This is a genomic window from Niveispirillum sp. FG156 (assembly GCF_057809555.1).
On sequence record NZ_JBMDKE010000001.1, the window covers coordinates 194,479 to 208,145 of the forward strand.

Annotated in this window: 12 protein-coding genes; 5 read left to right on the top strand and 7 right to left on the bottom strand. The window is 64.5% G+C overall.

The features are described 5' to 3' along the window. Positions 1-74: 74 nt before the first annotated feature. Complete coding sequence (gene gltX / locus ACODSP_RS00945) at positions 75-1,478, bottom strand: glutamate--tRNA ligase (RefSeq protein WP_488963760.1); 1,404 nt, start codon at positions 1,476-1,478, stop codon at positions 75-77. Between the two features lie 227 nt (positions 1,479-1,705). Between gltX and ACODSP_RS00950 the strand changes: the two genes are divergently transcribed. Further along, entirely contained in the window at positions 1,706-3,793 is a 2,088-nt protein-coding gene (locus tag ACODSP_RS00950; protein WP_488963761.1) for a ComEC/Rec2 family competence protein, read from the top strand. Positions 3,794-4,055: 262 nt separating this feature from the next. Here ACODSP_RS00950 and ACODSP_RS00955 read toward each other — a convergent pair whose 3' ends face one another. Continuing rightward, on the bottom strand, positions 4,056-4,745 hold the full coding sequence (locus ACODSP_RS00955; protein WP_488963762.1) for a glutathione binding-like protein: 690 nt from the start codon (positions 4,743-4,745) through the stop codon (positions 4,056-4,058). 96 nt (positions 4,746-4,841) lie between these two features. After that, positions 4,842-5,747, bottom strand: a complete 906-nt coding sequence (locus ACODSP_RS00960; protein ID WP_488963763.1) for a LysR family transcriptional regulator — start codon at positions 5,745-5,747, stop codon at positions 4,842-4,844. 105 nt (positions 5,748-5,852) lie between these two features. Between ACODSP_RS00960 and ACODSP_RS00965 the strand changes: the two genes are divergently transcribed. Together ACODSP_RS00965 and ACODSP_RS00970 are read left to right on the top strand one after the other, a co-directional pair. Next, positions 5,853-7,043 (top strand): MFS transporter, encoded by a 1,191-nt coding sequence (locus ACODSP_RS00965; protein ID WP_488963764.1) that lies wholly within the window; start codon positions 5,853-5,855, stop codon positions 7,041-7,043. A gap of 84 nt (positions 7,044-7,127) precedes the next feature. Further along, the gene (locus ACODSP_RS00970; protein ID WP_488963765.1) at positions 7,128-8,063 is read left to right on the top strand and encodes a bifunctional riboflavin kinase/FAD synthetase; all 936 of its coding nucleotides are present in this window, start codon (positions 7,128-7,130) and stop codon (positions 8,061-8,063) included. Positions 8,064-8,219: 156 nt separating this feature from the next. Here the strand turns inward: ACODSP_RS00970 and ACODSP_RS00975 are convergent, their stop codons facing one another. Further along, the gene (locus tag ACODSP_RS00975; RefSeq protein WP_488963766.1) at positions 8,220-9,962 is read right to left on the bottom strand and encodes a tetratricopeptide repeat protein; all 1,743 of its coding nucleotides are present in this window, start codon (positions 9,960-9,962) and stop codon (positions 8,220-8,222) included. 66 nt (positions 9,963-10,028) lie between these two features. Then, on the bottom strand, positions 10,029-10,328 hold the full coding sequence (locus tag ACODSP_RS00980) for a VanZ family protein (protein ID WP_488963767.1): 300 nt from the start codon (positions 10,326-10,328) through the stop codon (positions 10,029-10,031). Positions 10,329-10,686: 358 nt separating this feature from the next. Between ACODSP_RS00980 and ACODSP_RS00985 the strand changes: the two genes are divergently transcribed. Then, the gene (locus ACODSP_RS00985) at positions 10,687-10,971 is read left to right on the top strand and encodes a hypothetical protein (RefSeq protein WP_054167215.1); all 285 of its coding nucleotides are present in this window, start codon (positions 10,687-10,689) and stop codon (positions 10,969-10,971) included. Between the two features lie 111 nt (positions 10,972-11,082). Continuing rightward, a complete protein-coding gene (locus tag ACODSP_RS00990; RefSeq protein WP_488963768.1) occupies positions 11,083-11,544 on the top strand; it encodes an MmcB family DNA repair protein in 462 nt (153 codons plus the stop codon). Between the two features lie 131 nt (positions 11,545-11,675). On the opposite strand, the gene ACODSP_RS00995 is transcribed toward ACODSP_RS00990, so the two are convergent. Together ACODSP_RS00995 and ACODSP_RS01000 are read right to left on the bottom strand one after the other, a co-directional pair. Beyond that, positions 11,676-13,034 (bottom strand): hypothetical protein, encoded by a 1,359-nt coding sequence (locus ACODSP_RS00995; protein WP_488963769.1) that lies wholly within the window; start codon positions 13,032-13,034, stop codon positions 11,676-11,678. Next, positions 13,015-13,542, bottom strand: a complete 528-nt coding sequence (locus ACODSP_RS01000) for a BON domain-containing protein (protein ID WP_488963770.1) — start codon at positions 13,540-13,542, stop codon at positions 13,015-13,017. The genes ACODSP_RS00995 and ACODSP_RS01000 overlap by 20 nt, the downstream gene beginning before the upstream one ends. Positions 13,543-13,667: the final 125 nt, after the last annotated feature.

Consider the following 13,667-nt stretch of genomic DNA (forward strand, 5'->3'; position numbering starts at 1 on the left):
GTTATCGCCCTATTTTTGAAAGTGGGGCGGAGTTTAGTGCCGCGCCGCAGCGAGTGCAACGCAACAGCGCTTTTTTAACCATGGTTTTTGACATCTTCTAAACGCGACAGGCTCTCTTCGCGCCCAAGAATTTCCGCCACCTCGAAAATCGGCGGCGAAACCGTGGTTCCGGTCAGCGCAGCGCGCAGCGGCTGTGCCACCTTGCCCAGCTTCAGACCGTTCGCTTCCGCAAAATCGCGGACGATGGCTTCCAGGGCACCTGCCGTCCATTCGCCAGCCTCGGCGAACTTGGCGGCCAGGGCGCCGATCTGCCCGCGCACCTCTGCCGTCAGCAGGGCGCCGGCCTTTTCATCCATGGCCAGCGGGCGGGCGGCGAACAGATAGAGCGAGCCGTCGGCCAGCTCGATCAGCGTCTTCACGCGCGGCTTGAAGCCGGGGATGGACCGCAGCAGCCGGTCCTTCTCCACATCCGTCAGGGGGCGACCAATCTTGGCCTCGATGAACGGGGTGGTCAGGGTGACCAGACGCGCATCCTCCGCCTCACGGATATAATGCGCGTTCAGGTTCTCCATCTTGGCAAAGTCCAGGCGCGAGGGCGAGCGGCCAATGCCGTCCAGCGTGAACCACTCAATGGCCTGTTCGGTCGAAATGATTTCCGCATCGCCATGGCCCCAGCCCAGGCGCAGCAGGTAATTGCGCATGGTTTCCGGCAGGAAGCCCATGTCGCGATAGGCCTCAATCCCCAGCGCACCGTGACGCTTGGACAGCTTGGCCCCGTCCGGCCCATGGATCAGGGGGATATGGGCGAATTCCGGGGTCTTCCAGCCCATGGCATTATAAATCTGGATCTGGCGGAAGGTGTTGGTCAGATGGTCGTCGCCGCGCACGACATGGGTGACGTCCATGTCATGATCATCGACCACCACGGCCAGCAGATATGTCGGCGTGCCGTCGGAACGCAGCAGGATCAGGTCGTCCAGCTGGCTGTTCTGCACCCGCACTTCGCCCTGCACATGATCCTTCACCAGGGTCTCGCCCTCACGCGGCGCCTTCAGGCGGATGGCGGGGGCTACACCGGCGGGGGCGTCCGACGGGTCGCGGTCGCGCCAGCGACCGTCATAGCGCGGCTGCTGGCCGGCGGCCTTCTGCGCCTCGCGCATCGCGTCCAGCTCTTCCGGGGTGCAGTAGCAGCGATAGGCGGTGCCGTTGGCCAGCATCTGGGCCACTACCTCGGCATGCCGGTCCTTGCGGCCAAACTGGCTGATCGCCTCGCCATCCCATTCCAGGCCCAGCCATTTCAGCCCTTCCAGAATGGCGTCCACGGCGGCATCGGTGGACCGGGCGCGGTCCGTATCCTCGATACGCAGCAGGAACTTGCCCTGGTGATGCTTGGCAAACAGCCAGTTGAACAGGGCCGTGCGACCGCCGCCGATATGAAGGTAACCGGTGGGCGAGGGGGCGAAGCGGGTGACGATCATCGCGAAACTCTTATGGGCCCATAAGGGCAGAATGATTGTTTGCGGGTTGGTTTAGCACAGCCGTGCGTCTTGTGAACAGCATTGGACCGGGGATGCTCCCCCCTCGAAAAGTCGTGGGTGCGGCCTTGCCGGGCGGGTTGCTCCGGCCTGTCCGGGATCAAAATAAAATAGTGAAGCATTGTCTGTTTTCATCTAATTGTATTCACCTCCCTGGCAAGGATGGCGGTATGCGGTTGGATGGGCTGGTGCGATGGACCGGGTTATCCTGGCTGGCCGCCGGCCTGCTGGCTGAAAGCGGGCGCTGGGTCCTGTGGTTTCCCGTTCTGATCGGGGTGGGGGTCGGTTTCTACTTCGCCCTGGATCATGAGCCACCGGTTTGGGCCGGTGCAGGGGCCTTGATCCTTGCCGTGATGGCTGGTGTCCTGGTGCAGGTCCGGCGACCGGATTGGGCGTTGGCGGCGTGGATATTGTTGCTGACGGTCCCGCTGGGTTTTGCGGCGGCGCAACTGCGCACCTCACTGGTGGCGGCCCCGATGCTGCGGGAAGATATCGGCCCCGTTGGCGTCAGGGGGCGGGTGGTGCAGATCGACCGGCTGGAGAAGGGCATGCGGCTGTTCCTGACCGACGTGACGGTGCCGGGTCTGGCAGCCGCCGATACCCCCCGCATCTTGCGCATTTCCATGCGGAATACCGAAACCATGCCGCTGATCGGCGAACGGGTGCGTCTGTTCGCGACCATCGGCCCCGCATCGGATGCGGTTGAACCGGGGGCCTTTGATTTCCGCCGTCATCTTTACTTCCTGGGCGTGGGGGGGACCGGTTTCGCGCTGGGCCGGCTACGGCGGCTGGAGGGGCCGGTGGAGGATGGGGTGCTGCTGGAACAGTGGCGCCATGTGATTGCCGACCGGGTGGCGGCACGTCTTCCCGATCCGGCGGTGGCCGGCATGGTCGCGGCCCTGCTGAACGGCCAGCCCACCGCGATACCGGAGCGGGATATGGAGGCGATGCGGCAGTCGGGTCTGCAGCATCTTCTGTCCATCTCCGGCCTGCATATCGCGCTGGTGGCGGGGCTGGTCTTCTTTCTGCTGCGCGGGGGCATGGCCCTCTGGCCCGCCTTGGCCTTGCGCCACCCCATCAAGAAATACGCGGCGGTGGCGGCGCTGGCCGCGTCCATCTTTTATATGCTGATGGTGGGATCGCCGGTACCGACACAGCGGTCGGTGCTGATGACCGGCGTCATGCTGCTGGCGGTGCTGGTGGACCGCAATCCCTTCTCCCTGCGCGTCGTGGCCGTGGCCGCCCTGGTGGTGATGCTGATCCAGCCGGAAACTATCATCGGCCCCAGCTTTCAGATGTCGTTCGCCGCCGTCATCGCGCTGGTGGCGGCGTTCGAGGTGGCGACACCCTGGATGGCCGCACGCCGGAAGGAGGGTGGGCAGGGCTGGTTTGGCCAAAGCCTGACCTATGTCGGCAGCCTGTCGCTGACCTCCCTGGTGGCGGGTCTGGTCACCATCCCCTTCGGCCTGCATCATTTTCAGCAGATGTCGAATTATGGCCTGCTGGCCAACATGATCGCGGTGCCGGTCACCAGCTTCTGGGTCATGCCCTGGGGGCTGCTGGTCTATCTGCTGATGCCGCTGGGCTTGGAAGGCTGGGCCATCACCGCCATGGGCTGGGGGGCGGAGGCGATTTTGTGGACCGCGCATTGGGTGGCGGATATGCCGGGCGCGGCCCTGCATCTGCCGCTGCTGCCCGCGACGGGGCTGGTGATTTTCACCCTGTCCTGCCTATGGCTGTGCCTGTGGCAGGGTCGGATCAGGGTGTTGGGTTTGGCCGGCATGCTGGCCGGTCTGATGTTTTTGCCCCTGACATCGCGGCCCGATCTGCGGATCAACGGGGATGGCAAGGTGGTGGGTATCCGTCTGGCCGACGGTTCCCTGGTCGTCTCCACCCGGCGTTCCGGACGGTTTGACAGTGATGAATGGGCGCAACGGGACGGATTTCCGGTTGAACCCCAAACCTGGCCCAAGAAGGGTAGCAAGGATGGCCGCCTGACCTGTGCCACGCCGGATGCCTGCCTTTACCGGCTGAACGGCCGGACGGTCGCCATCGCCCTGTCCCCGGCTTCTGTCGATATATTGTGCCAGCCTGGCATTGACGCCCTGGTTACGCGCCATCCGTTGAATGAGTGCGCGGCCCCGATTGTGATCGGGCCGCAGACCCTGGCCGACAAGGGGGCTCACGCCCTCTACCTTGATGGCGATATCAGGGTGGATGCCGTCCGGGCCGGTGCGGCGGCGCGGCCCTGGAACTGATCGGGGCCTGTCACTGCGGATAGCAGGGTCTGTTGAGATTCACTGGATCTTGAGGAAATCTGCCTCCCCGGCGGAGGCCGGGGCCCAGGGGTCACAGGCGCAAACCTCGAAGCTGCCTACATCGATGCTGCTGCAAGGTCGGGCGCTTGGCCCCTAGGCCCCGGCCTCCGCCGGGGAGGCAGTCTATGAATTTCAATGGGTTGGAAAAACTACACCCTGAATTTCAACGCCCCCCAGAGGTCAGGACTTTTGACCGTTAGCATTACTTCTTACCGTACAGGTTCTCGCGTTCCTTGTCGGACAGCGGGGTGCCCGTCGGCTTCACCTTGTCGGCCAGCAGGCCCAGGCCGCGCTGCACCGCCGGGCGGGCGGCGATGGCGTTGAACCAGCGCTGCACATGCGGGAACTCGTTCAGGTCGATATCGTATTTCGGGGCGTTGCGGACCCAGGGGAATGTGGCCATGTCGGCGATGCCGTATTCATCGCCACCCAGATAGGCCGCCTCTTCCAGGCGGGTATTGGCCACCTTCAACAGGCGCTTTGACTCGTTGCGGTAGCGTTCGATGCCATAGGGCACCTTTTCCGGCGCGTAGAGCATGAAATGTCCGGCCTGCCCGAACATCGGGCCAACGCCGCCCATCTGCCACATCAGCCACTGAATATGGGTGTACCAGACAGCGGGGTCCTTGGGCCGGAACTGCCCGGTCTTTTCCGCCAGATAGATCAGGATGGCGCCGCTTTCAAACAGGCTCAGCGGCTTGCCCTCCGGCCCCTCGGGGTCGATGATGGCGGGCATGCGATTGTTGGGCGCGATCTTCAGGAAGTCGGGCTTGAACTGATCACCGGCGCCGATATTGACGGCATGCACCTCATAGGGCAGGCCCATTTCCTCAAGCGCGATGGAAACCTTGTAGCCGTTCGGGGTCGGCCAGGCATGAAGCTGGATGGTCATTGACGGTTCCTTGCAATGACGGGTTGGGGCAGATGGCGGCCACCCTACCGGCATTGGTCACAGCCCGAAAGTGAGGACGCGCACAGTCAGGCTGCATCACCCGATGCGCATTTCGCGGGCCAGAAAATCGATCACGGCACGGATGCGCGGCGGCATGACCGGGCCGCCCTGGAACACGGCATGCACCACCTCGACCTCTCCCGTCGAATAATCCTCCAGCAGGGGCACCAGCCGCCCCGCCGCGATATCGGCCGCCACATGGAACAGGCCGTGGCGGGCCAGCCCGTGCCCGGCCAGGGCCAGATGCCGCATGCTTTCACCATCGCCCAGGCGGATATTGCCCCGTACCGGTACCTCGATCCGGCTGCCATCGGGCATGCGGAAGGGCCAGGGACCGACGCTGCGCACGAATCCGAAGGCCATCAGATTGTGATGGGCCAGATCGTCGGGCGTGCGCGGGGTGCCATGACGGGCCAGATAATCGGGAGAGGCCACGATCACCACCCGGCCCTCGCCCAGTTTGCGGGCCAGCAGGTTGGCCCCTTTCAGCGGGCCGACGCGGATGGCGATATCGGCGCGTTCCTGCATCAGGTCCACGACCATGTCGGTCAGGGTGATGTCCAGCTGGATCTCTGGATAAAGCGCCGACAGTTTCGGCACCAACGGCAGCAGATACAGCATGCCCAGCGGTACCGAACTGTTGATGCGAACTGGCCCGCGCGGGGTACTGCCGGCGGCCACCTCCTGCTCTGCCTCCGCCATGTCGGCCAGGATGCGGCGGCAGCGTTCATGGAACAGGTCACCTTCCGGCGTCAGTCGCAGCTGGCGTGTGGTGCGGTTTAACAGGCGTGCGCCCAGCCGCGCCTCCATGCGGGCGACCAGCTTGCTGACCGCCGATGGCGTCATATTCAACGCTCGGGCCGCACCGGAGAAGTTGCCCGCCTCCACCACGCGGGCGAAAACCTCCATCTCACCGGCCCGGTTGATCTCCAATCGCGACATGTGATCTGAACTCACAAATCATGTTCCGATAGGCAGTCTAGTTCACGGATGGGGACGCGTCCATCTTGGCGCCCATGTCATCCGCTTCATCCGGGACCTGAAATCATGCCAATCGGATTATTTGCCCTGACGGCTGGTGCCTTCGGCATCGGCACGACGGAATTCGTCATCATGGGCCTGCTGTTGCAGGTCTCTGCCGACCTTGGGATCTCTGTTTCTACGGCAGGTTTGCTCATTTCCGGCTATGCGCTGGGGGTGTTTGCCGGTGCGCCGCTTCTGACCCTTATGACGGGCCGGCTGCCGCGCAAGGTGCTGCTGGTCGCATTGATGGTGGTGTTCACCATTGGCAATATCGCGTGCGCCATCGCGCCGGACTATGCGTCGCTGATGGTGGCGCGGGTCATCACGTCGCTGGCCCATGGCACCTTCTTCGGTGTCGGCTCCATCGTGGCGACCGGAATGGTGGCGCCCGATCGCAAGGCGTCTGCCATCGCCATCATGTTCACGGGCCTGACCATGGCCACCCTGCTGGGCGTGCCGTTCGGGGCCTGGCTGGGCCTGCATTTCGGCTGGCGTTCCACCTTCTGGGCCGTGGCCCTGATCGGCATTGCCGCCACGCTGGTGCTGGCCGTTTTCGTGCCGGCGGATGATAATACCGCGCCGCAGCCCCTGTCCATCCGCCAGGAACTGACGGTGCTGACCAAGCCGCAGGTCTGGTTGGGGCTGGTGATGACGGCGTTGGGCTTTGCCGGCGTGTTTGCCGTCTTCACCTATATCCAGCCGATCCTGACCCGCATTACCGGCTTTTCCGACGCGGCTGTGTCGCCCATCCTGCTGGTGTTCGGCGGTGGTCTGGCCATCGGCAACCTGCTGGGCGGAAAGCTGGCGGACAAGCGGCTGATGCCCACGCTGCTGGGCACGCTGATCGCACTGGCCCTGGTGGAGGGCGTGATGGGCTTTGTCATGCACGACAAGATCGCGGCCATCATCTTTGTCGGCCTGATGGGTGTCGCCGCCTTCGCCACTGTCGCCCCCTTGCAGATGCGCGTGCTGGAAAAGGCGGAAGGGGCGGGGCAGGGGCTGGCCAGCAGCCTGAACATCGCGGCCTTCAATCTGGGCAATGCCCTTGGCGCCTGGGTTGGCGGGGTGACCATCGATCAGGGGCCGGGACTGGGTGCCGTCACCTGGGTCGCGGCGCTGGTGACGCTGGCCGGCCTTGCTGTGGCGCTGGTCAGCCGTGCCCTGGACCGGGGGACGGTCACTGTCCGCCCTGTGGCCGCGACGCCGCTGCATTGAGGTGGGGTGGGGATGGCGGGACTGGACCGCCATCCCCGCTTGTGACTATACCCATGGCAGATTTCGCAACCATCCTGCGGCGCCATGCTGATTTATCGCCATACTACCGACCTTCCGGCAGCCATTCGCGGCTGTGCGGTCGCGCTTGGCAATTTCGACGGCGTGCATCAGGGTCATCGCGCCGTCATCGACGCGGCGAAGCAAGCCGCCCGCGCAAAGGGCGTTCCCGCCGCCGTCCTGACCTTTGAGCCGCATCCGCGCAGCCTGTTCCGCCCCGACGATGCCCCCTTCCGCCTGACACCCTGGCGCATCAAGGCGCGGCTGGTGGAGGCGCTGGGCATCGATGCCCTGTTCGAGGTGCGGTTCGACGAGGCCTTTTCCCACCTGACCGCGGATGAGTTTGTGCGCCAGATCCTGGTGGATGGGCTGGTCGCATCGCATGTGGTGGCCGGGTACGATTTCGTCTTTGGGCACAAGCGCGGGGGGGATATGGCCTTCCTGCGCGACGCCGGTGAACGGTTCGGCTTCACGGTAACGGAGGTCCGCCCCGTGGCCGGCCCCGATGCCACGGCCTTTTCCTCCACCCGCGTGCGTCAGCATTTGCAGGCGGGCGAGGTGGAGCAGGCAGCTTCCATCCTGGGCCATGACTGGGAGATTGAGGGGCGGGTGGAACATGGTGACAAGCGAGGCCGCACCATCGGCTTTCCCACTGCCAATGTTGAACTGGGCACCTATCTGCGCCCGCGTCTGGGGGTCTATGCCATCATCGCCGGCGTGGATGAGGGGTCGCGCACCGTCTGGCATAAGGGTGTCGCCAATATCGGTCGCCGTCCGACCGTGGGGGGGCTGACCGAACGGCTGGAGGCCCATCTGTTCGATTTCGATGGCGACCTGTATGGCCGGCATCTGCGCGTGCGTCTGTGCCGCTTCATCCGTCCAGAAATGAAGTTCGACAGTTTCCAGGCGCTGAAGGACCAGATCGTGACCGACAGCGCCAAGGCGCGGGAACTTCTGGACTGATACCATCGGTCATAATTTATGACCGATGGTACGGCAGCGACTGCTGCCGCGCGGCACGTGCCGCGTAGCCAAGGCGGCGGATGCCGCCGCCCGGCGATTGAGGGGCACGAAATCATGACCATCGGTCATAATTTCGTGCCGTTGGTATGACCCCGCTTACCGGGTTGTTGTTCCCTCTGCCTTCACCGTCGTGACCATGCCGTTCTTCAGCTTGGCCTCGGCGGCCCGGCGCAGGCCGTCATCCTTTTCGGCCTGTATCGCGGCGCGGGACCATTGGAAACGGGCTTCGTCACGCCGGCCCACGGCCCAATAGGCATCGCCCAGATGGTCATTGATGGACGGGTCGCCGGGTTCCAGCTCCAGCGCCTTTTCCAGCAGTTCCACGGCCTTTTCGGCCTTGCCCAGCTTGAACATGGCCCAGCCCAGGCTGTCGGTGAAGAAGCCGTCATGCGGGCGCTGGGCGACGGCCTTCTCGATCATGGACGTGCCCTGGTCCAGGTTCACGCCGCGGTCGATATAGGAATAGCCCAGATAGTTCAGCAGGCTGGGCTGATCCGGCTGCAATGCCAGCGCCTTTTTCAGCGCGGCCTCCGCCCCCCCCCAGTCGCCCTTGGCGTCCAGGGTCATGGCGCGGGCATAATGTAGCATCCAGTCGCGGGGCTTTTCCTCCTTCACCCGTGCCAGCGCCTGGTCGTAGGCGGCCAGGGCCTGATCCGGGCGTTTGGCAAGGCGGTGCATGTCGCCCAGCCGCAGCAAGGCATCGGTGCGCGTCGGACGCTCCGCCGCCATTTTCTGCAACAGGGCGGCGGCTTCGTCATCCCGGTCCAACTGCCGCAGGACATCCACCTGCCGCATGCGGGCCATCCACAGAATGCCCGGACCGCCATTGACAGCACGGAACTCCGCCAGGGCCGTTTCGTCCCGGTCGCGGTTGGACAGGATGTCACCCACCAGAAGGCGAGCCAGCGGCTGTTCGGGTGTCAGGTGCAGGGCCACGCGGTCATAGAGCAGCGCCATCTCCGCCGCCCCTTCCTGGTGCAGCGCGGAGGCCAGCTGGAACAGCGCCTCGCCCAGGCCGGCGGCGGCATTGCCGACCAGGGGTGCCGGTACGCCGCCCTTGTCCATGCGGGCCAGCACGTCTTCGACCACCATGTTGTCGGGATTGGCGTCAAGATATTGGCGGTAAAGGCGCCGGGCTGCGTCGGTGGCACCGGACCGTTCCTGGAAATTCCCGATCAGCAGCACAAGGCGCAGCGGCATGCCCTGTTTGGCGGCGTCCGAATAATACTGGAACGCGGCATCACGATTGCCGCGCAGATCCTCAATCAGGGCCAGTTGCTGGATGCGGATGGACTTGAACCCTTCATGGGCATTCAGCGGGTCCAGAATTGTGATGGCGCGGTCGTAATCCCCCTCTGCCACGGCAATCCAGCTGGACAGCAAGGGGCCAATATAGGGGGCCATGCCATCCGCCGGCAGCTTGGCAATGCGGGCTGCGGCGTCCGCCGTGCGTCCGGCGCGCAGATCATCGGCGACCAGCAGGGCATGGGCCACGAAGCTGCCCCCCTGTTCCTGTACCGCCTGACGCCGCGCGAGCGTCAGCGCCTCCTGCTGGCGCCCCTCGCCCAAGGACAGAAGAAAGGTCCGGCGCAGCAGGGCCGGGTTTTCCGGGTCCTGTTTCAGTGCGGCGCCCAGATTGGCGCTCGCTACGTCCCAGGCGCCGGCATTCTGGGCAATGCGGCCTGTCAGATATTGGGCAATCGGACTGCTGCCGGTCTTCTGAACCTTCGCTGATGGGGAAGGGGGGGATTGTTGGGCCGATGCGGCACCTGTAAGGGCCAGGGTCAGTATCACCAGATGGATGGCCGCCACCGGCGACTGCAAGCCCAAAACACGCACGGTTCCACCATCCTTCCCACAAGGGGCCTTCCCACAGGGGGCGGCATCGGCGGCGCGTCCCTGTCTTCAATCACCTTCACGGGATAACATATCCCGTGCCGTCGGCCAGCATCGCAAAAGGATGAGTGCCAGCAAAAGTCCGGCTGCATCGGCGGCCAGGTCGCCCCAGCTACCCTGCCGTCCCGGCACCGACGCCTGCAACCATTCGATCCCCGCCCCCAGAAGCAGAAGTAAGGCCAGGACCACCGACCGCGCCAGCAAGGTGCGGACGGTCCAGAGGCCGATGAAGGCCAGGCCCGCGAAACAGAACATGTGCAGATACTTGTCCGCGCCGCCCTCCCCCGGTGGGGCTAGTTGCGGCTGCACCGCCATCCAGGGTAGCAGCAGGATGGCAACAGCCAGGATCAGCCCGCCGGTGGAATGACGGATGACGACGGGAGGGTTCAGTATCTTGGAAAGCAGGATAGACTCCGATCATCCCGGCGGCGCGTTCTGTGCCTAGGATACCGGAAATCCGCCATTCCCAGGACAGAATGCTGAATGCATGCTACCTATGCGTAATTTGCGGGCTGGATGCGCAAAATCATGACAGGTTGGTGCCTGATTTTTAACAAATATCGGCGTAATAAAGGGCCTGCTGACGGCGAAGTCGTGAGCTGCTCGAACCCAGGGACCTTGCATGTATCCCGCAGTGGCGACCGGAGCCCTCAATCCGGCAAACGGCATGGTGGCTGCCGCTCTGTCCACCCAGGCTTTCGAAACGACCGCGGCCCACACGCCGCCACCGGCCAACGATCCCGTGTTCGACGGGGTTGAGGTGCTGAGCGATCAGATATTGACCGCAGTGGCGCGCAGCCGGGCGTTGGGTCATCGCGACACCCGCATCACCCTGACACGCCCCACCGAAACGGTGGAAGGTGTCCGCAACCGCCTGTTGATGGCGGGGCTGACGCCGGTCATCCGGGCCTCCAGCGTGGGTGGCACGTCGGTCCTGACGGTCCGCTGCTGATCAGCTACCCCGTCGGAACGGGCTTGCCAGGACAGGCGGAAATGTTCATGATCCGTACTCATGAGCATTTCCGCGATCCCTGACCTTGTGCCCGTGTCTGAGGCGCCATCAATGCCGATGGTCCCGTTGCCGCGCCCGCAATCGGACGCGGCGGCGGCCATCACGCGGGGCGTGCGCCGTATGCTGGCGGAACGGGGTGTGCGGGGGCTGGTCGAATTCTCGCTGGCCAATGGCCGGCGGGCCGACATCCTGGCGCTGGCCGATGATGGCGAGGTGACCATCGTCGAGGTCAAAAGCAGCATCATCGATTTCAAGACCGACCAGAAATGGCCGGAATATCTGGATTATTGCGACCGGTTCTTTTTCGCCGTTGACGCGGATTTTCCGGTCGATCTGATCCCCGCCGAATGCGGCCTGATCATTGCCGATGCCTTCGGGGCGGAAATCATCCGCCCGGCACCATTGGCCAAGCTGGCGGCAGCCCGTCGCAAGGCATTGACGTTGAAGGTCGCGCACATCGCCATGGCCCGCCTGCACCGGGTGGAAGATCCGGGGTTGCGGGTCGCGGAGTAACCTCTGACCATACAAACATCAGAAAATTGTCGTAACGCGGATTAGGCGAAGCCGTAATCCGCGAAGCGATGCCGGTGCCGGGTTTCCGCGGATTACGGCTCCGCCTAATCCGCGCTACTGATACCCAAACATTACTCCAGCATCGGCTTGCCCGTCTCGATTTCCACCAGGGCCGCCAGCAGGGGCACGGCGATATCGCGGCGTTGGCCGGAACCGCGCTCTGCCTCCGAAATCGCGGCCTGGAAGGTGCCGCGCCAGCGACTGTCGCTATAGAGCAGCCTGTCTGCCCGTGCCCGCTGCACCAGGGTGATGGGCGTGCGGCTGTCGGTAACAGTCTTGTCCAGCCGGGCTGACAGCGTGTCGGCCTGACCCCGGTCCTTGGCCTTCAGCGCGCCGTCGATCAGCTCGACATAGGTTTCGGCCTTCAGGTCATTATCCTGCAACTGGTCGGCATAGGTCAGGGTCAGGACCTTTTCGCCCCGCGCCTCCAGCCGGCCCAGCACCTGTGGGATGGTCCAGGGACTTTCCTCCTGCACCGTGCGCAGCAGGCCCAGGGCCAGGTTGGTGTCCCCCAGATCGCCGGCGGCAACCGCCAGTTCCGGCGGGCAGCAATTGCCACGGCGGTCCTTGAAGCGGCTGAACTGCTCCTCCACGGTATTCAGGAACAGGGTACGCGCCCGCGCCTCCAGCCCGACATGCAGCAGCGATTGGGCAACCAGACCCAGTTCCCAGGCACAGCCCTGGGTGCGGGCGAATTCCGTCACCTCTTCGGTGATCTCCGTCGCTTTGGCCATATCGCCGCGCCAGACCAGCGCCTCGACAATGTCGGACAGGTTATAGACGCGGGTGGCGCAATCCTGAAACTCACGCGTGATGGCCAGGGCCCGGTCCACCTCGCCCGTCAGGGCCAGGGTACGGCTGACGAACAGGTCGGGGCTCACGTCCCCCTTGGCCCCACCCGTCCGCAGGGCCTGCACGAAAGGGGCGACGATGGGTCTTACCCGTGTCTTATCCCCCATCTGCTGATGGGCGATGGCCAACGACAGCCAGTCCCAGCGCGGGGCCGCGATGGGATACTCGATAGGCGTCACCAGCGCCTCGATCCGGTGCAGCAGGCAGGCATTGGATTTCGGGTCGGCACAGACCAGCCCGCGCAGCCGGTTCTTGAACTCGACATAGTCGAAATCGCCGATGAACTGATTGGTCATCAGCTGCACGGCCAGCGTGCTTTCCGGCAGGCGGGTGATGATGTCGGCCAACAAAGCGTCCGCCTGCTGCAGAAGCTTCGTCTGCTCCGCCTCATCATAGGACTGGTCGGCCTGCCGGATGGACTGCATGGCCTGCACGAACTGCCGGTTGGCCTGCGCATTCTGGTCGCTGGTCTGCGCCCAGGCGGCGCTGGGCGCCATCAGCAGGGCCAGGGCCAGCAGGGCAGGGGCGAACAGTGCCTGTCCCCACAGGCGCGCGGCGTCAATTTGGAACTTGGACATGGCTCACCACCCGCCGGACCCGCGCGATTTCACGCGCGTGGTTGCGTACCCGTTCCAGTTCCTGCGGCGAGCGGGCGCGGCCCATCAGGTAAATCACCTGATTGACCGTCTCGATCGTGTAATTGCCCGACGTGATCTCCGCATCCGTCATCAGATCCTTGCGCAGCTGCGCCGTGATCCACATGTCCGTGGTCCGGTCGGACAGGCTGCTTTCGTCGCCGATCCCGATCTCGTTGATCACTTCCTTCAGGCCATCGACCTGCCAAGCCAGCTTCACGGCGTTCACCCGTTCGTCGGGGTTGGCGGCGCGGCCGGTCAAAAGGGCTCGGCTGTCGCGCACTTCCACGCGCAGCCGTTCATCCAATCCGCCATTGTCGCGCCAACGCTTTTCCACGGCCTTGCGCAGGCCGTCATCATCCAACGCGGCAACGGCCGGATTATTCCCCGCATCGGTCTGTGCAATGGCCGGGGCGGCCAGGGCAAAGCCCACCGCCAGCAGCATCGCCATCCCCAGACCCCTGGGCGCCCAAAGGCGCATGTTCCCCATCGTTCATGCCTCCTGCGGCCGTGATTTTCCCGTGGCACGGCCGGACTTTAACGGTGAAATGTGGTGAGAACCGGGCCGGGGGATGC